20 protein-coding genes, 1 tRNA gene and 1 pseudogene are annotated in these 20,535 nt (G+C 68.1%); 10 read left to right on the forward strand and 12 right to left on the reverse strand.

Going from position 1 to position 20,535, the window contains the following annotated elements; all coding sequences use genetic code 11:
* Window positions 1-126: 126 nt before the first annotated feature.
* The 3 genes from AC5592_RS30230 to AC5592_RS30240 all read right to left on the reverse strand — a co-directional run bounded on the left by AC5592_RS30230 (window position 127) and on the right by AC5592_RS30240 (window position 2,824).
* A tRNA-Pro gene (locus tag AC5592_RS30230) sits at window positions 127-200 on the reverse strand.
* Between the two features lie 56 nt (window positions 201-256).
* On the reverse strand, window positions 257-1,405 hold the full coding sequence (locus AC5592_RS30235; protein ID WP_063066164.1) for a DUF8017 domain-containing protein: 1,149 nt from the start codon (window positions 1,403-1,405) through the stop codon (window positions 257-259).
* Window positions 1,406-1,837: 432 nt separating this feature from the next.
* The gene (locus AC5592_RS30240) at window positions 1,838-2,824 is read right to left on the reverse strand and encodes a metallophosphoesterase (RefSeq protein WP_039775551.1); all 987 of its coding nucleotides are present in this window, start codon (window positions 2,822-2,824) and stop codon (window positions 1,838-1,840) included.
* A gap of 148 nt (window positions 2,825-2,972) precedes the next feature.
* Here AC5592_RS30240 and AC5592_RS30245 point away from each other — a divergent pair, with 148 nt between their 5' ends.
* A complete protein-coding gene (locus AC5592_RS30245) occupies window positions 2,973-3,437 on the forward strand; it encodes a GatB/YqeY domain-containing protein (RefSeq protein ID WP_062994581.1) in 465 nt (154 codons plus the stop codon).
* 67 nt (window positions 3,438-3,504) lie between these two features.
* On the opposite strand, the gene AC5592_RS30250 is transcribed toward AC5592_RS30245, so the two are convergent.
* Window positions 3,505-5,868 carry a penicillin-binding protein gene (locus AC5592_RS30250; protein WP_036497371.1) on the reverse strand — a complete coding sequence of 788 codons (2,364 nt, stop codon included), beginning with the start codon at window positions 5,866-5,868 and terminating at the stop codon, window positions 3,505-3,507.
* A 281-nt stretch (window positions 5,869-6,149) separates the two neighbouring features.
* On the opposite strand from AC5592_RS30250, the gene AC5592_RS30255 reads away from it, so the two are divergent.
* Entirely contained in the window at window positions 6,150-6,473 is a 324-nt protein-coding gene (locus tag AC5592_RS30255) for a WhiB family transcriptional regulator (RefSeq protein ID WP_030516437.1), read from the forward strand.
* Between the two features lie 100 nt (window positions 6,474-6,573).
* On the opposite strand, the gene bagB is transcribed toward AC5592_RS30255, so the two are convergent.
* Entirely contained in the window at window positions 6,574-7,782 is a 1,209-nt protein-coding gene (gene bagB / locus AC5592_RS30260; protein ID WP_051024130.1) for an ATPase BagB, read from the reverse strand.
* A complete protein-coding gene (bagA, locus tag AC5592_RS30265) occupies window positions 7,782-8,819 on the reverse strand; it encodes an ATPase BagA (protein WP_051024132.1) in 1,038 nt (345 codons plus the stop codon). Before bagA ends, bagB begins: the two co-directional genes overlap by 1 nt.
* 164 nt (window positions 8,820-8,983) lie before the next feature.
* Here bagA and sp36 point away from each other — a divergent pair, with 164 nt between their 5' ends.
* The 3 genes from sp36 to AC5592_RS30280 are packed head-to-tail and all read left to right on the forward strand — an operon-like array spanning window position 8,984 to window position 10,413.
* Entirely contained in the window at window positions 8,984-9,148 is a 165-nt protein-coding gene (gene sp36 / locus AC5592_RS30270; protein WP_085997207.1) for a Sp36 family protein, read from the forward strand.
* Window positions 9,145-9,612 carry a RidA family protein gene (locus AC5592_RS30275; protein WP_036497372.1) on the forward strand — a complete coding sequence of 156 codons (468 nt, stop codon included), beginning with the start codon at window positions 9,145-9,147 and terminating at the stop codon, window positions 9,610-9,612. Before sp36 ends, AC5592_RS30275 begins: the two co-directional genes overlap by 4 nt.
* A 9-nt stretch (window positions 9,613-9,621) precedes the next feature.
* Complete coding sequence (locus tag AC5592_RS30280) at window positions 9,622-10,413, forward strand: MBL fold metallo-hydrolase (protein ID WP_063066165.1); 792 nt, start codon at window positions 9,622-9,624, stop codon at window positions 10,411-10,413.
* A 31-nt stretch (window positions 10,414-10,444) separates the two neighbouring features.
* Here the strand turns inward: AC5592_RS30280 and AC5592_RS30285 are convergent, their stop codons facing one another.
* On the reverse strand, window positions 10,445-11,119 hold the full coding sequence (locus AC5592_RS30285) for a Crp/Fnr family transcriptional regulator (protein ID WP_019044571.1): 675 nt from the start codon (window positions 11,117-11,119) through the stop codon (window positions 10,445-10,447).
* Between the two features lie 268 nt (window positions 11,120-11,387).
* Complete coding sequence (locus tag AC5592_RS30290; protein ID WP_030516432.1) at window positions 11,388-11,627, reverse strand: hypothetical protein; 240 nt, start codon at window positions 11,625-11,627, stop codon at window positions 11,388-11,390.
* A gap of 262 nt (window positions 11,628-11,889) precedes the next feature.
* On the opposite strand from AC5592_RS30290, the gene nth reads away from it, so the two are divergent.
* The 4 genes from nth (at window position 11,890) to AC5592_RS30310 (ending at window position 15,301) form a co-directional block, all read left to right on the forward strand.
* Complete coding sequence (gene nth / locus AC5592_RS30295) at window positions 11,890-12,597, forward strand: endonuclease III (protein ID WP_232329615.1); 708 nt, start codon at window positions 11,890-11,892, stop codon at window positions 12,595-12,597.
* Window positions 12,594-13,247, forward strand: a complete 654-nt coding sequence (locus AC5592_RS30300; protein WP_036497376.1) for a TlpA family protein disulfide reductase — start codon at window positions 12,594-12,596, stop codon at window positions 13,245-13,247. The genes nth and AC5592_RS30300 overlap by 4 nt, the downstream gene beginning before the upstream one ends.
* A gap of 114 nt (window positions 13,248-13,361) precedes the next feature.
* Complete coding sequence (locus AC5592_RS30305; RefSeq protein WP_051024135.1) at window positions 13,362-14,111, forward strand: NUDIX hydrolase; 750 nt, start codon at window positions 13,362-13,364, stop codon at window positions 14,109-14,111.
* Entirely contained in the window at window positions 14,108-15,301 is a 1,194-nt protein-coding gene (locus AC5592_RS30310; protein WP_036497378.1) for a MarP family serine protease, read from the forward strand. Before AC5592_RS30305 ends, AC5592_RS30310 begins: the two co-directional genes overlap by 4 nt.
* 13 nt (window positions 15,302-15,314) lie before the next feature.
* Here AC5592_RS30310 and AC5592_RS30315 read toward each other — a convergent pair whose 3' ends face one another.
* The 4 genes from AC5592_RS30315 to acs form a co-directional block, all read right to left on the reverse strand.
* A complete protein-coding gene (locus tag AC5592_RS30315) occupies window positions 15,315-16,286 on the reverse strand; it encodes an alpha/beta fold hydrolase (protein WP_036497380.1) in 972 nt (323 codons plus the stop codon).
* Between the two features lie 21 nt (window positions 16,287-16,307).
* Window positions 16,308-16,799 (reverse strand): phage holin family protein, encoded by a 492-nt coding sequence (locus tag AC5592_RS30320; RefSeq protein ID WP_036497381.1) that lies wholly within the window; start codon window positions 16,797-16,799, stop codon window positions 16,308-16,310.
* 39 nt (window positions 16,800-16,838) lie between these two features.
* Window positions 16,839-18,050, reverse strand: coding sequence for a Na+/H+ antiporter NhaA (nhaA, locus tag AC5592_RS30325; protein WP_063066166.1), 1,212 nt, complete (start codon window positions 18,048-18,050; stop codon window positions 16,839-16,841).
* Window positions 18,051-18,259: 209 nt separating this feature from the next.
* A complete protein-coding gene (acs, locus tag AC5592_RS30330; protein WP_036497383.1) occupies window positions 18,260-20,248 on the reverse strand; it encodes an acetate--CoA ligase in 1,989 nt (662 codons plus the stop codon).
* A gap of 167 nt (window positions 20,249-20,415) precedes the next feature.
* Between acs and AC5592_RS30335 the strand changes: the two are divergent.
* Window positions 20,416-20,535: pseudogene (locus tag AC5592_RS30335) on the forward strand (oxidoreductase); the annotation flags it as partial.

Consider the following 20,535-nt stretch of genomic DNA (forward strand, 5'->3'; position numbering starts at 1 on the left):
TCGCCCAGAGGATCGGGCTGTGGACGGTGAAGTCTCCCGAACCCGGCACCGCGATACGCATCCGGCAAAGCAAGAGGCCCTGACCAGTGGATTGGTCAGGGCCTCTGCCGTGTCTCCACACACGAGTCGGGGTGACAGGATTTGAACCTGCGACCTCTTCGTCCCGAACGAAGCGCGCTACCAAGCTGCGCCACACCCCGTGAGTTGAGCCTGTCGTAGCTTACAGCAGGGGGGAGCGGATCATTAAATCCGCAGGTCAGCGGGCAGGCAGGGGGCGGATGGTGGAGAGGATGCGCTTGGCGGTTTCCTTGTCCACGGACTTGTCGACGCCGGTGTCGGCGGCGACGGTCATGACGAAGTTCCCGTTCTCGCTGGGGAAGGCGAAGGTATAGACCGCGAAGGTCGTGGCGCAGCCGGGGGCCGGCGGGGGCGCGCTGCCGGTGGTCTCCACGAAGGCGCCGTGCAGCTGCCCGTCCAGCGAAACCATCGGCTGGGCGGGGGCCGGGGCGGCGACGGTGGCGTTCGACCAGCCGAACTTGGCCATCCGGGCCCCGATATCCGCGGCGGCCGCGGCCGGGTCCGCCTGCGGAGACATGGTGAGGAAGGCGTTGGTCCGGGTGTAGTTCGGGCAGTAGTTCTTGCCGTCCTGTGCCAAGCCGGCGATCTCCAGCGGGTTCGATCCCGAACCCCAGGCGGCGGTACCGATCGGATCGACCTTCCACTCCGCGGGGGCGTCGTAGGCCGCACCGCGATCCAGGATCTGAACGACCTGGTAGCCCGGAACCATCGGCGGGGGCGCGGGGCCGGGCTGCGGTTTCGGCGCAGACTGCTGCGGTGCGGTCTGCTGCGGCCGCGACGGCGGTGGGGGAGGCTGGTTTTCGCTACTGAGCGCACTGACCATGGAGGGCTTGCCGGGACCCGCGGCGGTCGGCGAGTCGGAATGCCGGCTCGCGACCACCGCCACCGTCGCGCCGATCGCCACGACGACCAGCACTCCGATTCCGCTGAGCAGCAGAGCCTTTCGTCGCCGGGGCTGTTGCTCGGGGGCCTGTAGCAGCGCGGTGTGCGGATGCTGGGCCGTCGGCGGTCCCCAGGACGCCTGCTGCGGAGCGGGATGTGATCCGACCCCCAATTGCCAATCCGGCTCGGGGCGCCCGTTACCGTGCGGTGCCGAGAACTGTTGCTGGGAAGCGCTATTCGTGCCCGGTATCGCGCTGCCCGGCCATTGCGGCGTCCCGGGTCGGGCCCCGAAGGCGGTGGTGGGCGCATCGGATCCGCCCGGCCCCGACCGTGCGCCCGGCGCACCGGAATTCCACTGCCCGCCGAAGGGATTCGGGTTGTGCGGCGTACCGGGCCCGCCCGGGGCGGCGAAACCGTGCGGCGACGGAGCGAAGCCCAGCGGCATGCCCTGCGATGTCGGAGGAGCGTCGGGATGGTGGGGTCCCGGGCCCGCATTCGTGCCGCGAGAGGCGTCTCCGCTCGCGCCGCCGTGTGGGGACCACGGATGGGCCGGCCCGGATTGTCCTCCGGCAGTGTCGTTCCCGTCCAACAGCGATCCGGGGGACCGGCCGGCGTCCGGCGCCGCGGGCTCGGCCGGGGAGCCGGATCGTGCGGGTTCGGACGCGCCGCCGGGAGCGGTAGGGATCGACCCCGGCCGAGCCCACGGAGATCCTTGTGACACAGGGAAAGTCGCGCCCGGCACCCGCCGGATCGCCAGTGTCGGCGGGGTCTCGTTCGAGTCGGGAGTGGGTTCTCGTCGCGCGGTCGGGTCGTCGTTCCGCTCGAACCCACTGTTCACCGTGTACCCCTGCCTGATGTCGTGCCTCGGCACGCCACCCTAGCGCGCCACGGCCTCCGATTCCGAGACGCCATGGCCACTGTCGGCGATGGGGCCTTTCGGCGGGGCGGCCACCAGCGTCAGCAGGGTCGCCTCGGGGCGGCAGCAGAAGCGGTACGGCGCCCACGGCGAGGTGCCCAGACCCGCGGACACGTGCAGCCGCGTGTGCGCACCCCAGCGCGACGGCCCCTTCACCCGGGACCGATCGATACCGCAGTTGGTGACCAGCGCGCCGAATCCCGGCAGGCACAGCTGCCCGCCGTGGGTGTGACCGGCCAGCACCAGGTCGTACCCGTCACCGGCGAACCGATCGAGCACCCGCGGTTCGGGCGAATGGGTGAGTCCGATGCTCAGATCGGCCAGGGGGTTCGGCGAGCCGGCGACCGTGTCGTAGCGATCGCGAGCCAGATGCGGGTCGTCGACGCCGGCCGTGGAGATCTTGATTCCGGCGACCTCGAGATCGCGCCGCACATGCGTCAGATCCAGCCAGCCGCGTTCGGTGAACGCCGCGCGCAGATCCTGCCAGGGCAGCGGATCGCCGTGCACGCGCTTGTGGTTCTTGTCGAAGTATTTGAGCGGGTTCTTCGGCACGGGCGCGAAGTAGTCGTTACTGCCGAACACGAAGATGCCCGGACGGGAGAGCAACGCCGTCAGCGACTGCACCACCGCGGGCACAGCCTTCGGATGCGCGAGATTGTCGCCGGTGTTGACGATCAGGTCCGGTTCCAGGGCGGCGAGTTCGCGAACCCAGGCTTGTTTGAGTTTCTGGCCGGGCGTCATGTGCAGGTCGCTGATGTGCAGCACACGCAGGCTCGACGAGCCCGGCTGCAGCACCGGCATCGTGGCCTCGCGCAGGACGAAGGCATTGCGTTCGATCAGCGAGGCATAGCCGATTCCGGCCACTGCGGTACCGGCGGCCGCGGCGGCGACCTTAGCTCCGGAGCCCAGCGCTGCTCGTCGAAGTGCGGGGGACGAGAATACGGGCATCAGCCCAGAATAGGCGACCACTGTGACGAATACCGAGTGTGATTCCGCACAGGCATCCGGTTTGTGGGGCGTCCGCGTGCCCGTCCACCCGGCTCGACACGCGGAAATGCGGTGGGAGGGTCCGCGTGCAACGGCTAGCGTGTGGCGCATGTCGGAACTCAAATCGAAGTTGCGCGCCGATCTGACCGCGGCGATGAAGGCCAAGGACACGTTGCGCCTCAGCACGCTGCGCATGCTGCTGGCAGCCGTGCAGAACGCCGAGGTCGCCGGTACCGAGGCGAAGGAGCTCTCCGATGCCGAGGTGATCGCGGTCCTCGGCAAGGAGGCCAAGAAGCGCAATGAGGCGGCCGTCGTCTACGAACAGAACGGTCGCGGCGAGCTGGCCGCCAACGAGCGCGCCGAGCAGGAGATCATCGACGAATATCTGCCGACCCCGCTCACCGAAGCCGAGGTCGCCGACATCGCCGACACCGCCATCGCCGATGTGGCCGAGCAGCTCGGCGAGCGCCCGGGCATGAAGCAGATGGGCCAGGTCATGAAGGTCGCGACGGCGCTGGCCGCGGGCCGGGCCGATGGTTCGCGGATCTCGGCCGCGGTCAAAGCCCGGTTGTAGGGCCGCTACCCGGACAAAGCAGGAGGCCGGCGAATGTGTCGCACATTCGCCGGCCTCTCGCGGATCGCTACCGGGGGATCGGAATCGGGATCGGTGGCAGCCTCGGTATCGGCGGCAGACCCGGGAGCATCGGCGGGGCGGGCGCCGGTCCGGGGCGCGGAATCTCCCGCTGGGTGCCGTCGCTGACGAGCACCGTGATCACCGATCCGGGAATGGCCGAGCCGTTCGGCGTGGTCGCGGTGACCGTGCCCTTCGCCGCCGACCCGGGCGTGGTGACCGTCGACACCTGGAAGCCGGCGCCGATGAGCACCGAGCGGGCCTCGGACTCCGACATCCCGTTCACATCCGGAATCTGCGCGTTGTTCGAGCCGCGCACGTATTTGTCGTCCAGCGGCGGCAATCCGGGCGGCGGGAATTTGTCGAGTACCGGTTTGATACCGCCGAACCAGCTGCGAGCCGGTTCGTTACCGCCGTACAGGTTGCCGTCACCGCAGGTACGCAGCGGGAACGAGCAGATCTCGCCCGGCGTCGGGGAGTCGCCGTAGATGTAGGCGGCGCCGGCCATCGCATTGGTGAAGCCGAGGAATGCCGAGGACCGGTGGGTTTCGGTGGTTCCCGTCTTGGCCGAGACCGGGGCGTTCCAGCCCACCGCATGCGCGGAACCGGCCGCGGTACCGCCCACGGCGTCCTGGCTCAGCGCATTGGCCAGCGTATTCGCCAGCCCGGGCTCGACGACCTGTTCACAGGCCTGCTGGGTGAGTGGCACCTGCTTACCGTCGCGGTCGATCACCTCGGCGATCGGCGAGGGCGGGCACCACTTTCCGCCGGAGGCCAGCGTCGCTGCGACATTGGACAATTCCAGCGGATTGATCGCGACCGGGCCCAGGGTGAACGAGCCCAGATTCTGCTGTTTGATCATGTCCGCCAGGCTCTGATTGCCGTGGCCGGAGGTGCCCGCTTCCGTGTAGGAGCGCATCCCGAGCCGTACCGCCATATCGACCGTCGGTGTCACGCCGACATCCTGAATGAGCTTGACGAACGCGGTATTCGGTGACTGCGCCAACGCCTCGGTCACCGACTCCGGCGATCGGTAATTGCCGACGTTCTTCACGCAATAAGTGGCGGGCGGACAGCCCGGAGCGCCACCGTTACCCATCCCCTTCGCGGCGAAGAACGAGGGCACGTCCAACTGAGCGCTGGTGCCCAGGCCCTTCTCCATCGCGGCGGCCGTGGTGAAGATCTTGAAAATCGATCCGGCGCCGTCACCGACCATCGAATACGGCTGCGGTTGGACCGTTTGATGTGCGCCCTGATCCAGACCGTAGGTACGGCTCGAGGTCATCGCCAGGATGTGGTGGGAGTCCTGGCCGGGAGCGATGATGCTCATGACCTCGGCGATATTCTCCAGATTCGGATCGGTGTTCGCCGTGACGGCGGCCTTGACCGAATTCTGCACCGCCGGATCCAAGGTGGTGCGGATCAGATATCCGCCCTTGTCCATCTGATCCTTGCTGATACCGGCATTGGCCAGATACTGCAGCGCGTAATCACAGAAATAACCCCGGTCACCTGCGGCGATGCATCCGCGCGGCAGGCCCTTGGGCTCCGGCAGCACACCCAGCGGCTGTTCCTTCGCGGCCCGGAATTCGTCGGCCCGGCTCGGAATGTTCTGGATCAGGGTGTCCAGCACGGTATTACGCCGCTCCAGCACGCCCTTGGGGTTGGTGTAGGGGTTGAGTTTGGAGCTGGACTGGACCATACCGGCGAGCATGGCGGCCTGCGCGACCTTCAAATCCTTGGCATCGACGCCGAAATAGGTCTGCGCGGCGTCCTGAATGCCGTAGGAGCCGTTGCCGAACGGTACGAGATTCAGATAGCGGGTGAGGATCTCGTCCTTGGTGAGTTCTTTCTCCAAGGTCAGCGCCATTCGGATTTCGCGCAGTTTACGGGCCGGCGTGGTTTCGATGGCGGCACGGCGTTCGGCGTCCGTTTTCGCGACCACCAGCAGCTGGAAGTTCTTCACGTACTGCTGGTCGATGGTCGAGGCGCCCTGCTGGACTTCACCGCTCGAGGTGTTGGTCAGGAATGCGCGCAGCGTGCCCTGCCAGTCGACGCCGCCGTGTTCGGCGAAGCGTTTGTCCTCGATGGAGACGATCGCCAACTTCATATCGTTGGCGATCTTGTCGCTCGGGACCTCGAAACGTCTCTGTTCGTACAGCCACGCGATGGGGGCTCCGGTCGCATCGACCATCGTCGACACCGCCGGCGCGGTGCCCGCCACCAATTCCGAGGAAACGTTGTCCACGGCATCGGCTGCGCGGTTCGACATGTACCCGAAGCCGCCGGCGAGCGGGAACAGCAATCCGGCGACGAGTACGGCCGCTAGGACGCAGGCGCCGGCGAGCCTCGCGAGCGTATGTGAGATCGGCACGCGCCCCAGCCTAATTGGCCCGCCGTCACACGCGCGGTGCGCGGTCGGCGGCGCGCCATGACACCTGGTCGCGCGGCCTCCGCAGGGACGGGCGTACCAGAAATTACGGGCACGGTCTTGCGCTGGGCCCATACCTTTACCTAGATTGAGAACCCAGTGTGATAGAGCTAACACTCAAAGTGGAATGTGGTGCGGAGCGCAGCGGGGTTGGGTTGCTGTGGGCTGCACGCGATTCCGGAGCGCCGTTGACCCGGTGTTCGGACTGCAAAGGGGCACACCAAATGCACATGACTACCCCCATCGCTCGATTGGACGTGGAGCAGGCCGAAGCGAGAATCGCCTGGGTGTCCCAGGCCCGATGCAAGGAAGTGGATCCCGACCAGTTGTTCGTGCGTGGTGCCGCCCAGCGCAAGGCGGCCACCATCTGTCGGCACTGCCCGGTGCTCATGGAGTGCGGTGCCGACGCTCTCGACAATCGAGTGGAATTCGGTGTGTGGGGTGGGATGACCGAGCGGCAGCGGCGTGCGCTGCTCAAGCAGCATCCCGAGGTGACCTCCTGGGCGGACTTCTTCCGCGCCCAGCGTCAGCAGAAGGTCGCGATGTAGTCGAGTAGTCGTACGGTCCGAGTCCGCGTGTGCGGGCTCGGATCGTTTTTCGCCCGGTGACGTGCGGAATCGGGGCCGCACGTCATCACCATTGGAGAATTCAGGCCGCGTCGGATCCGGCGAGCTGTTCGCCGACCGCACGCAACGCGTCCAGATCGGACACTTCGAACGGCAGCGCGGTCACCGTCACGATCGGCACCCGCGGATGGGCGCCGGTGAAGCGGTGCAGCAGATGCTGTTCGCGTTTGGCGGTGACCGCGCGATGGGCGTGGATGCGCAGTATGTCGGCGGTCAGCGTCGCGGGATCGGTGGCGGCGTCCGCGGCGGCCACGGCCTCCTTCGAGGTGCCGTCGGAGGCACTGCCCGGGCCCGGGCTGAGCCGGTCCGCGGCGGCGGTCGCCTGAGCCGACGAGAGGGTGCACAGCACCGGATGAGTGCGATTGAGAACCAGCCCGGCCAGCGGCATTCCGTCGGTGGAGAGCCGATCCACGAAGAACGACGCCTCGCGCAGCGCGTCCGGCTCGGCCGCGGCGACCACCACGAAATGGGTTCCGGGCCGCGAGAGCATGGCGTAGGTGCGTTCGGCGCGGTCCTGGAAGCCACCGAACATCGATTCCAGCGACTGCAGGAACAGCGACGCGTCCTTGAGCATCTGCCCGCCCACGACCGTGGACACCCCGCGCACGGCGAGGCTCATCGCGCCGGTGACGAAGCGGCCCACGCCGCGGCCGGGCGCCATGATGACGCGGATCATCCGGCCGTTGAGGAAATTGCCGAGCCGCTTGGGCGCGTCGAGGAAGTCCAGGGCATTGCGCGAGGGCGGGGTGTCGACGACGACCAGATCCCACTCGCGTTTGGCGACCAGCTGGCCCAGCTTCTCCATCGCCATGTACTCCTGCGTTCCGCCGAAGGAGGAGGCGACGGTCTGATAGAAGGGGTTGGCGAAGATCTGCTCGGCCTTGTCCGGACTGGTGTGCTCGAGCACCATGTCGTCGAAGGTGCGGCGCATGTTGAGCATCATCGCGTACAGCTCACCCTTGGCCGTCTCGGGCAGTTGGACGCGCTGGGGAGCGTTGCCGAGGTCGCTGACGCCCAGGGACTGGGCCAGCCGTCGTGCCGGGTCGATGGTCAGCACCACGACCTTGCGGCCCTGTTCGGCCGCGCGCAGGGCGATCGCCGCGGCGGTGGTGGTCTTGCCGACCCCGCCGGAGCCGCAGCACACCACCACCCGGGCGGTCGGGTCGGCGATGACGGCCCCGACATCCAGCAGCGGAGTCGCCGGCGGGATCAGCGGGCTTGGATGGCTCATCAGCGGACTCCCTGCGCGCTCAGATGTTCGGCCAGTTCGTACAGTCCGCCCAGGTCCATGCCGTCGGGCAACGCCGGCAGATACAGGCGGCTGATATCCACCTTCGCCAGTTCGGCGGAGCTGTCGTCCTGGGCCTGCAGGGTGGCCGAATGTTCCACGGCCTCCTGGATCAGGCCCTGGAAGTCGTTGTCGTCCACCGTGATTCCGGCCTCGGCCAGCCCCGCGCGGACGGCGTCCAGATCGAGGTCACCGGTCGCGACGCGGGCACGCACCGGGGCGGGGAGAAAGCCCTCGGTGGCGCGATTGACGATGACCGTGCCGATCCGGAAATCCGATTCGGTCAACTCGGCGATCGCGTCCGCGGTCTCCTGCACCGGCAGCGCCTCGAGCAGGGTGACCAGGTGGACGACGGTCTGCTCGGAATGCAGCAGCGCCGCCACGCCCTCGGCCTGCCCGGCGATCGGCCCGCCCTTGGCGACCTCGGCCATGGCCTTGGTGACGTCGAGGAATCCGGCGATGCGACCGGTCGGCGGGGCGTCGACCACGATCTCGTCGTAGACGCGCTTACCGGATTTGTCGGTGCGGACCGCGCATTCCTTGATCTTGCCGGTCAGTATCACGTCGCGCAGCCCCGGAGCGATGGTCGTGACGAATTCGATGGCGCCCATCCGGCGCATCGCCCGGCCCGCGAAGCCGAGGTTGTAGAACATGTCGAGATATTCCAGGAAGGCGTGTTCGATATCGAGGGCCAGCGCCATCACCTCGCCGCCACCGTCGGCGGTGGCGATCTTGGTTTCGGTGGGCGGCAGCGGCGGCAGATCGAACAATTGGGCAATCGACTGGCGGCCCTCCACCTCGACCAGCAGCACCCGGCGCCCGCCGGCGGCCAATGCGAGCGCCAAAGCGCCTGCGACCGTAGATTTTCCGGTCCCGCCCTTGCCGGACACGTAATGCAGCCGCGCTTTGTCGGCTCGGTCCGGCCACCCTAATTTCAGTCCCGGCTCTTGCGAAACGGGTACTGCTGTCGGTACTCCCACGCTCGCGAGCCTATAACCCGTTACGAAACAGCGACCAGAGGATCGCCCTACTGTCTGGTAGGACACAGCGCACTTCCGTGCGAGCCGGAAATGTGCTGATCGGTCCGTGACGAGTCGCTCGGCCGCACAATTCACCGCCGGTTCACCCAGTACGCTTCTGCGACATGAGTGATGTGACGGTCTGGGAATACGCGACGGTGCCGCTGTTGACGCATGCGACCAAACAGATTCTGGATCAGTGGGGCGCCGACGGCTGGGAACTGGTCACGGTGCTGCCGGGGCCGACCGGGGAGCAGCACGTGGCCTACCTGAAGCGGCCCAAGCAGTGACGGCCGGCACCGACTGGCGGGCCAACCTCGAACGGCTGGGTCTCGCCCTGCCGCCGGTCGCGGCTCCGGCGGGCGCCTACATTCCGGCCGTGCGCAGCGGTTCGCTGGTCTACACCGCCGGCCAGCTGCCGTTCGTCGACGGCGCGCTGTCGGCGACCGGCAAGGTCGGCGCCGACGTGAGCGTCGAGGACGCCGCGCGTGCGGCCGGGCTGTGCGCGTTGAACGCGCTGGCCGCGGTCCACGATCTGGTCGGTCTGGACGCGGTCGTGCGAATCGTGAAGGTGGTGGGATTCGTCGCCTCGGCGCCGGGTTTCACCGATCAGCCGCTGGTGATCAACGGCGCGTCCGAGCTGCTGGGCGAGGTCTTCGGCGCGGCGGGAGTGCACGCCCGGTCCGCGGTCGGCGTTTTCGAGTTGCCCAAGAACACTCCGGTTGAGGTGGAGCTGATCGCCGAAGTGCGGTAGGCAAGGGAGATGACCCTCACTCATCCCGCGTACGGACAACTGCGGCCGGTCACCGGGACCGCTTCGGTGTTGTTGGCCGACAATCCGAACCAGATGACCCTGGAGGGTACGAACACCTGGATTCTGCGGGCGCCGGATCGATCCGACTGTGTGGTGATCGATCCGGGGCCCAAGGACAAGGCGCACAGCGAGGCGATCGCCCGCGCCACCGACGGCAATATCGCGCTGACGCTGATCACCCATCACCATCACGACCACACCGGCGGCATCGATCGGCTGGTGAAGCTGACCGGAACGCCGGTACGGGCGATGGATCCGAAATATCTGTCCGGCTCCTCGGCGCCGCTCACCGACGGCGAAGTGGTCGAGGCGGCCGGGCTGCGCCTGACGGTGCTGGGCACCCCGGGGCACACCCAGGATTCGGTCAGCTTGCTGCTCGACGACGCGCTGATCACCGGCGATACCGTGCTCGGCAGCGGTACGACGGTGCTGGAATCGAGGGACGGCGCACTCGGCGACTATCTCGACTCGCTCGCGCTGCTCGCCCGGCACGCCCCCGGCCGTGCGCTGCTCCCGGCGCACGGCCCCGACCACCCGCGGGCCGAGCCGGTGATCGGTTACTACATCGAGCATCGGCATCAGCGCCTGGACCAGGTGCGGGCGGCCTTGCGCGAACTGGGTGAGAACGCGACACCGCTGCAGATCGTGGCGAAGGTCTACGCCGATGTGGACAAACGGCTGTGGCCGGCCGCGCGCAGCTCGGTCAAGGCCCAGCTCGCCTATCTGCGCGGCCGGAACTGAGCCGGATGCGCCGGAGCGCGGTGGGAAATCCCTACCGCGCCCGGCGAGCCAGCCGCTCCGAATCGGAGATCAGCACGCTCTTACCCTCGAGCCGCAGCCACCCGCGGTGGGCGAAATCGGCCAGGGCCTTGTTCACCGTCTCGCGCGAGGCGCCGACCAGCTGGGCGATCTCTTCCTGGGTGAGGTCGTGGGTGACCCGCAGGGCACCGGCCTCCTGAGTGCCGAACCGCTGCGCGAGTTGCAGCAGCGCCTTGGCGACTCGACCCGGGACATCGGTGAAGATCAGGTCGGCCAGGTTGTTGTTGGTACGCCGGAGGCGACGGGCGAGCACCCGCAGCAACTGTTCGGCGATCTCCGGCCGCTGGTCGATCCACGCCTTGAGCGCATCGCGATCCATGGTCACCGCACGCACCTCGGTCACCGTGGTGGCCGTGGAGGTACGCGGGCCCGGGTCGAAGATCGACAGCTCGCCGAACATGTCCGACGGGCCCATGATGGTCAGCAGGTTCTCGCGCCCGTCCGGGGAACGGCGGCCGATCTTCACCTTGCCCGACGTGATGATGTACAGCCGATCGCCGGGCTCGCCCTCGTTGAAAATGACATGGCCACGTGGAAAATCCACAGGCTGAAGCTGTTTGGCGAGAGCAGCCACCGCGGTGGGCTCGACGCCTTGGAAGATGCCTGCTCTGGCGAGGGCCTCGTCCACGAATGTGCTCCTTATGGGAATTGACGGTGCTTACTGCGGCGTCAGCGGGTCCCTACGTGGTACGCAGGCTGCCGCCTGGCTCGGCGTCGCTCGCCACAGTGCTGGACCGAAGCGTTCGGCCGACAGTGCAGTCTACTTGCCATCCACGCAGCGTAGTGACAGACACCACGTAACGTGCGGTTTGTGAACGGGCGCGGCGCCGCGGAAAGTTCCCGGGCTCGGGTATTCGCGGGTCGGGGCGGCGGTATCGCCGGGCGGCGGAATCGGGTCAGCTGGCCTGGGCGACGTCCAATTCGTCGCGATTACGGCGGCGGCCGCCGGAGCCGGCGTGCGCGGGCACGCCCAACTTGGCCAGCTCGTTGACCTCGGCATTGCTAGCCCTGTCCAGATATTGCTGGACCTCTTCACCCGGTTCGAGCAGCTTGCGCAGGCGGTTTTCGACACGTTCCATGAACAGTGCGAAAAGCATCAACACCACCGGGAAGAGCACCACAGCGAGTCCTTGCATACGGGTGAGTAAACACGGAGAAGGTCTCAGATGGAACACGGGGATTGTTCGCGATCGCGCTCACGTCGGTGCGGTTCCGTATGGTGGACGAGTGCGTGAACCCAGATCCACCGCCGTGAACGGGCACGAGACGGCCGCGACGGCCACCGATGCGGCGTCGGTCACATCGACCGAATCGAGTTCAGTGGCTCGAAAAAAATCTCCGCAGAAATCCGCGAGTGCGAACTCGAAACCGGCCGCCCGATTCGCCGACGAAACCCGGCTGGGTCTGGTACGCCGCGCCCGGCGGATGAATCGCACGCTGGCGCTGGCATTTCCCGACGCGCACTGCGAACTGGATTTCACCACCCCGCTCGAATTGGCCGTTGCCACAATCCTTTCCGCGCAATGCACCGACGTCCGGGTGAATCAGACGACCCCGGCATTGTTCGCCCGGTACCGCGACGCCGAGGCCTATGCCGCGGCCGACCGCACGGAACTCGAGGAATACATCCGGCCCACCGGCTTCTACCGCAACAAGACGAGTTCGCTGATCGGGCTGGGACAGGCGTTGGTGGAACAGCACGAGGGCGTGCTGCCGCACACGATGTCCGAATTGGTGAAATTGCCGGGCATCGGGCGCAAGACCGCCAATGTCATCCTCGGCAATGCCTTCGATGTGCCGGGAATCACTGTCGATACCCATTTCTCGCGGCTGGTGCAGCGATGGAAATGGACCACCGAGGACGATCCGGTCAAGATCGAACACGCCGTCGGCGAACTGATCGAGCGCAAGGAATGGACGATGCTCTCGCATCGGGTGATCTTCCACGGCCGCCGCGTCTGCCATTCCCGTAAACCGGCGTGCGGCGCCTGCCTGCTGGCCAAGGATTGCCCCTCGTTCGGAATCGGCCCGACCGACCCCGTGACGGCCGCCGCACTGGTGAAGGGACCCGAGGCCGAGCATCTGCTCGAATTGGTGGGCCGGTGAAATCGGTTCCGACGGCGTGGCGATGGGCGTTCGTCATTCTCATAGCGGTGGTGGCGCTCGCGGTCGCGGTCTGGCCGCGCGGCGACGACCGCGGCCCGTCCGTCACCACCACCGCGGTCCAGGGTGGGCCGGCTGCGGTGTCCGACGGGCAGCGTGCCGCGGCCGCACTGGCCGATTGCCCGCGGCCGGGTGATCCGACGGGGCGGCCACCTACGCCTGCCGCCGGTCCGCTGGCCGGAATCACGCTCGAATGTCTGGCCGACGGGCGTCCGGTCGACCTCGGCGAGGCGTTGGCCGGCCGTCCGGCCCTGGTGAATCTGTGGGCCTACTGGTGTGAGCCGTGCGCGCGGGAACTGCCCGCGCTGCAGCAATTCTCGGCCCGCGCCGGTAGCGCGCTGACCGTGCTGACCGTGCACAGCGATCCCGACGAGGCCAAGGCGATGGCCCGGTTGCGCGACCTCGACGTGCATCTGCCGGGTACGCAGGACGGCGCCGGAAAGGTGCGGACGGCGGTGCGGGCGCCGGCGGTCCTGCCGGTCTCGGTCCTGGTCCGCGCCGACGGTTCGATCGCGAAGGTGGTGGTCCGGCCGTTCGATACCGCCGACGACGTCGCCGCCACGGTCGCGCAGGAATTGGGGGTGCGGGTGTGAACGGGCGGGACGCGAGGACAGGCGAGGGATTGATCCGGCACGACCGGTACGGACCGGACGCGGAGGCAGTGCGCACAACCGTGGAGGACCTCGTCCGTGCTCGATAGATCCGATATGAACGACAATTCGACAGCAGAACACCGGCCGCACCTGCTCGCCACCGACATCCCGGACTGGTTGCGCGGAGTCGCCGAACACGAACCGGCCGATCCGACGGGCGTGAATCAGGTGCTCAATCGCACCGCGGGCAAGCTGGTATCGGCCGCGTTGCGACCCCGGGAGGCCGCGGTACTCGTGTTGTTCGGCGGTTCGCCGGACGCCGATCCGGGAGCTCGTGGCGGCCTGCCCGCCGACGCGGACGTATTGCTGACTCAGCGTGCGGCCACCCTGCGCCAACATCGCGGGCAGGTCGCGTTCCCCGGCGGAGGCGTGGAGCCGGGTGACGACGGTCCCGTCGGCACCGCACTGCGCGAGGCGCGCGAGGAGACCGGTCTCGACCCCGTGGGTGTCGAACCGTTCGCCGTCCTGCCCAAGATCTTCGTCCCACCGTCCCGGTTCGACGTCACGCCCGTGGTCGCGTATTGGCGCACGCCCGGGGAGGTGGGGGTGGTCAGCGAAACCGAAGCCGCCCGCGTGGTGCGGGTGCCGCTGGCGGATCTGATCGACCCGGCGAACCGGTTCGTCGTTCGCCATCCCCTGGGGTACATGGGGCCGGCCTTCGCCGTCGATGGCATGCTCGTCTGGGGTTTCACCGCCGGTGTGCTCGCCGGTCTGCTTGCGGTATCGGGATGGGAGCGGGACTGGGATCACCACGACGTGCGTGATCTGCAGGCTTCGCTCGCGGCAGTGGGGATGACGTTATGAGTAGTTCCGGGTGGCTCGACCTCGCGGTCGTCATCATCGCGCTGCTGGCCGCCACCTCGGGGTGGAGACAGGGTGCGGTGGCCTCGGCGCTCGGATTTCTCGGTGTGGTGCTCGGCGCGGTGGCCGGCATCCTGATCGCGCCGCACATCCTGCAGCACATCAGCGAGGGCCGTAAGCGCGTCCTGGTGGGCGTCGTGCTCATCGTCGCGCTGGTGATCGTCGGCGAGGTGGCGGGCATGGTGCTCGGCCGCGCGGCGCGCAGCGGTATGCGGCATCCGTTCACCCGCAGTATCGACAGCGTGGTGGGTGCGGCGCTGCAGTGCGTGGCCGTGCTGGTCACCGCCTGGCTGCTGGCGTTGCCGCTGGCATCGTCGTCGCAACCGGGTATCGCGGCCGCGGTCAACGGTTCCCGGGTGCTCGCCGACGTGAACGGGGTCGCGCCGAATTGGCTGCGCCGGGTGCCGAACGAATTCTCCAAACTGCTCAACACGTCGGGCCTGCCGGAGGTGATCGGCCCGTTCGGCCGCGCGCCGATCGCCGCGGTCGAGCCGCCGGACCCGAGCGTTCTCGACACGCCCGTCGCGCTGAATCTTCAGCACAGCGTGTTGCGTGTGAACGGGGTCGCGCCGAGTTGCCAGCGCGCGCTGGAGGGCTCCGGATTCGTCGTGGCGCCCGAGCGCATCATGACAAATGCGCACGTGGTCGCGGGCACCTCCACCGTGCAGGTCGACACCGCGCGCGGCCGCCTGGACGCGACGGTCGTGCTGTTCGATCCGTCCAAGGACGTCGCCATCCTGGCCGTTCCCGGACTCAACGCGCCGGTGATCCCGCTCGCGCCGTCGCCCGGAAAGTCCGGCCAGAGTTCGATCGTCCTCGGCTATCCCGGCGGTGGCCCCTACACCGCCAGCGCGGCCCGGGTCCGCGAGACGCTCGAGCTGACCGGTCCCGACATCTACAAGAGCAACACCGTCGAACGGCAGGTCTACACCGTGCGTGGCCGGGTCCGCGCCGGCAATTCCGGTGGCCCCCTGGTCGACACCGACGGTGAGGTGCTGGGCGTGGTCTTCGGCGCGGCGGTCACCGACGACGACACCGGCTATGTCCTCACCTTGAAGGAGGTCGAATCCGATCTGGAGGCCGCGTCGAATTCGACCGCGCCCGTCGGCACCGGTGACTGCGTCCTGAGCTGAGGATCCGCTCGCGTCAGGCGTATTGCGCGGTGGCCGGGTCGCCCAGCAGTTTCGACAGTTCCGTCGTGACGGCGTCCGGATTCTCCTGGTGGGCGAAGTGCCCCGCCGCCGGAATCGTGACCACGCGGCGGCCGGGCGCGAGTTTGCCGGCGCCGCGCACGGTGGATTCGAGCATGTAGTGGTCGGCGTCGCCGCGCAGGATCAGCGTCGGCACACGGACGGGTTCGCGCATCGCCGCCAGGAAGCGGCGGCCGTCCGGACGCCACTGACTGCGGAAGGCCCAGCGCTGATACTCCAGGGCGCAGTGCGCCGCGCCGGGTATCCGGATCGCCGAGCGCATGCGCTGGGCGGTGTCGACGAACTCCGTGGTGCCCGCCCACCGCGGCGCGACCCGCTCGCGCACGAGACGTTCGATTTCGAATCCGTCCTGGCGGGTCAGCCGGCGCTCGCCGTACCGCGGCAGCTGATACCGCAGGAAATTCGGCAGATAGGCCGCGCGCTGGCGACGATCGCGCAGCACGGCCCGCTTCAACGCCACCGGATGCGGTGACGCGATCAGCGCGATCGACCGCACCACCCGCGGATGCAGCACCGCGGTCGCCCAGCACACCAGCCCGCCCTCGGCATGGCCGACCAGGGTGGCGTCGGTATGCCCGAGCGCCCGCACCAGGCCGGCGATATCACCGGCCAGCGTCCAGCCGTCGTAGCCGCGCGGAGGCTTGTCGGAATCGCCGTACCCGCGCAGATCGACCGCGACCGCGCGATAGCCGGCCTGGGTGAGGCCGGTCAGCTGATGCCGCCAAGACCACCAGAAATCGCCGAAGCCGTGCAGCAGGACGACCAGCGGCCGCGCGGGATCGCCCACCGCATCGTCGGCGCCGCCCTCGGCGATGTGGAAGCGGATGCCGTTGGCGTGCACGTCGCGATGCGTCCACGGGCCGTCGAAGCGGACGCTGGACGGATCGGGAAGCGGATTCGACGACACGCCGAAAGCGTAATCGCCGGACTATGCCGTCGGCTTGCCGGCCGGGCCGTCGGCGTGTGAGCCGAAGCCGTGCGGCAGCACCGTCCGGGTTTCCTTGAGCGATTCGATCGTCTTCTCCGGCGCGCGCAGTTTGCGGACCTTCCGGTAGCCGAGCAGCCCCAGCACCGCCACCACGACGATCATCAGCACGAAGACGATCAGGAACGCCGCCCACCGGTACAGCCACACATCCAGCAGCTCGGCGAGGAAGAAGAAAAAGAAGAACGACGAGAACAGCAGCACCGTCAGCGCGCCGATGAAGAAGACGCTGCCCTGCAGGCCCTTCTTGATCTCGCCGGTCACCTCGGCCTTGGCCAGCTCCACCTCGGCGCGGACCAGCGTCGACATCTGCTCGGCGGCGTCGCGCACCAGATCCCCGACGCTGGCATTCGCGGTGGTATCGACCTCGGACAGCGGAATCGAGGTGATGGTCCGGTTTCGGCCCGCGTCGTTACCGCCGTTTGTGAAGCTCAATTGCTCGACCCTTCTCCATGTCCCGGTGCTGTCCGGCCTTCACTCGTATTCGGTGGCCGCACTCGCGTCTCGCCGCGCCTGATGCGCCCGCCCACGCCGCAACAGTAGCGCCGAACCGAGCAGAGAGGCCGCCAAGGACGTCATCAACACGGCGGCTTTCGCCAGTTCGGTCGCGGCCCGGTCGGGCAACGCGAGTTCTGCCACCAAGAGGCTAACGGTGAAACCGATCCCGCCCAGTACCGACAGGGCCGACATATCCCGATTGCCGAGACCGGCGGGCCGCCTGGCGATTCCGAACCGTATCGCCAGCCAGCTCGAGCCGAAGATGCCCACGGTTTTGCCGATGAGCAGTCCGGCGATGATCGCCAGGGACAGCCGGGAGGTGAACATTTCGCCGAAAACCTTGGTGGACAACGGAACTCCGGAGGCGAACAGAGCGAACAACGGGACGCACACGCCCGCGGAAATCGGCTGGAACAGATGCTCCAGCCGGGCCGCCGGCGCCTCGTCCTCCTCCGGATCCGGGCGTACCCGGGTCAGCAGCCCGCAGATCACACCCGCCAGCGTGGGATGAATCCCGGCCTCGTGCAGGGCGTACCACGACAGCAGCGCCAGCGGCACATACACCAGCGGGGTACGAATACGCAGTCGTTGCGCCACGGCCCAGCCCGCGAAGCAGGCGGCCGCGCCGGCCAGCCAGCCGACGGCCACCGTGGTCGTGAACAGCACCGCGATCAAGACGATCGCCATCAGATCGTCGACGACGGCCAGGCTGAGCAGAAACACCCTCGCCCCGGACGGAATTCGCGAGCCGGTCATGGCCAGGACGGCCAGCGCGAAGGCGATATCGGTCGCCACCGGAATCGCCCAGCCGCGATCCATCCCCGGCACACCCCAGCCGATGGTGAAGGCGATCACCGCGGGGGTGATCACCCCGCCCACCGCGGCCACCACCGGGAGCGTGGCCCGTTTGCGATCGGCCAGCTCGCCGACGACGAGTTCGCGTTTGAGCTCGAGCCCGGCGACGAAGAAGAACACCGCGAGCAGACCGTCCTCGGTCCAATCGCCCAGAGTGAGGTCCAGATGCAGCGGCGGGATCGCGAGGGGCGTGTCCACCATCGCGAAATAGCTGTCGCGCCACGGAGAGTTGGCCCACAGCAGCGCCACCGCCGCGGCGACGAGCAGTAATGCGCCGCCGACGGTTTCGGTGCGGAGATAACGAGCGAGCTCGGAGCGCAGCGCGACGATCACGGAGATCCTTTCGGGAGCGGACGGCGACTGCGGCGGGCACTCCCGCAACGGGCTCACCAACCACACGCCGACCAGACTTCCCGGCACTCCTCGACGAATTTTACCGGTTCCGATGTGGCCGGCTACCGCCGCCTTCGCGTTCCAGCGGCGCGAACGGGCGAGCCCACGCCCGGTGCGGCACCGGACGTGGGCTCGACAAGCGCGGTCGATCAGGCGTTGGAGGCGCGGATGGCTTCGAACACGTTGGGGTCGACCAGGGTGGAGGTGTCGCCGAGTTCGCGGCCCTCGGCGACGTCGCGCAGCAGGCGGCGCATGATCTTGCCGGAGCGGGTCTTGGGTAGTTCGGGCACGATGTGGATCTCGCGGGGGCGTGCGATGGGGCTGATCTCGCGGGAGACCTCGGCCTTGAGCTCGTCCACCAGTTGTTGTCCGGAGTTGTTCGAGCCGCCGGTGAGGATGACGAAGGCGACGATGCCCTGTCCGGTGGTGGCGTCGCTGGCGCCGACGACCGCGGCCTCGGCGACGCTGTGGTGGCCGACGAGCGCGGATTCGACTTCGGCGGTGGAGATGCGGTGGCCGGAGACGTTCATGACGTCGTCGACGCGGCCCAGGACCCACAGCGCGCCGTCGGCGTCGATCTTGGCGCCGTCGCCGGCGAAGTACCAGCCCTGGGCGGCGAAGCGTTCCCAGTAGGTGGCCTTGTAGCGTTCGTCGTCGCCCCAGATGCCGCGCAGCATCGACGGCCACGGCTGGTCCAGCACGAGGTATCCGACGACCGCGGAGCTTGCGGAGCGGTCCGAAGATTCGGCTTCGGTTCGATTGTTTTCGACCGAATTGCCTTCCTCGTCCACGACTTTCGCGGTGATGCCGGGCAGCGGGGCCATGGCGGCGCCGGGTTTGGCGGGGGTGATGCCGGGCAGCGGGGAGATCATGATGGCGCCGGTTTCGGTCTGCCACCAGGTGTCCACGATGGGTGCGCTGCCCGCGCCGATGACTTCCCGGTACCAGCGCCACGCTTCGGGGTTGATCGGTTCGCCGACCGAGCCGAGCACGCGCAGTGAGGACAGATCGTGGGCGTCGGGGATCTCGCGGCCCCACTTCATGAAGGTGCGGATCAGCGTGGGTGCGGTGTAATAGATTGTGACACCGTACTTTTCGATGATCTGCCAGTGCCGGTGCTCGTCGGGGAAGTTGGGGGTGCCCTCGTAGACGACCTGGGTGGCGCGGTTGGCCAGCGGGCCGTACACGATGTAGGAGTGCCCGGTGACCCAGCCGATGTCGGCGGTGCACCAGTACACGTCGGCGCCGGGTTTGTGGTCGAAGACGTAGTGGTGGGTGTAGGCGACCTGGGTCAGGTAGCCGCCGGAGGTGTGCAGGATGCCCTTGGGTTTTCCGGTGGTGCCGGAGGTGTAGAGGATGTAGAGCGGGTGCTCGGCATCGAAAGGCTGGGCCTCGTGCTCGGGACTGGCCTGGGCGACGGTTTCGTGCCACCACAGGTCGCGGCCCTCGGTCCACGGGATCTCGATATTCGTGCGGCGCACCACCAGTACGTGTTCCACGCTGTGCGGCACGTCGCCGTGGGCGTAGAGCGCCTCGTCGACGGCTTCCTTCAGCGGTGCGGCCTTACCGCGGCGCCACTGTCCGTCGGTGGTGATCACCAGGCGGGCCTCGGCGTCGTCGACGCGCTGGCGCAGGGCGCTGGGGGAGAAGCCGGCGAAGACCACCGAATGGGTCAGGCCCAGCCGCGCGCAGGCCAGCATCGAGACGATGGCCTCGGGAACCATCGGCATGTAGATCGCGACCCGATCGCCGGCGACGAGGCCGAGTTCGGTGAAGTAGTTGGCGGCCTGGCTCACCTCGGCCTGCAGTTGGGCGTAGGTGATCGAGCGGGAATCGCCGGGCTCACCTTCCCAGTGGATGGCGACCTGGTCGCCGTAGCCGTCGGCGACGTGGCGGTCCACGCAGTTGTAGGCGACGTTGAGCTTGCCGCCGGTGAACCAGCGCGCGAACGGCGCGTCGTCCCAGTCCAGCACCCGATCCCACGGTTGATGCCAGTGCAGCCGCTGCGCCTGCTCGGCCCAGAACCCGTCGCGATCCGCCGTCGCCCGCTCGTAGATGGACGCATCGGCATTGGCCGCCGCGGCGAATTCGGCGGTAGGCGGGTACACGTCTCGGTGCTCAGCGGTGGTGTCGGTCATCTCGCCTCCATCGGGCCTGTCCATCGGATACGCGTCGGCCGCAGCGTGACCGCGGCCACGATGTGACCCTAACGGACTGTGACCTGCGCCGCGTACCGGTCCCGAACGGTGGGCCCGGGACGCGGACCCCGGTCGGCCCCGTGATGCGCTCGGCTAGCGTGTGGGTCGTGACCGATGTGCTGCAACCCCTGGTCGAGCTGCCCGGTGTCCGCGATGCGGCCGACCGCGCCCGCGACGCGCTCGCCGAAGTCCACCGGCACAAGGCGAACCGGCGGGGCTGGCCGACC

The sequence above is a fragment of the Nocardia violaceofusca NBRC 14427 genome, from assembly GCF_963869435.1.
GTDB lineage: Bacteria > Actinomycetota > Actinomycetes > Mycobacteriales > Mycobacteriaceae > Nocardia > Nocardia aobensis.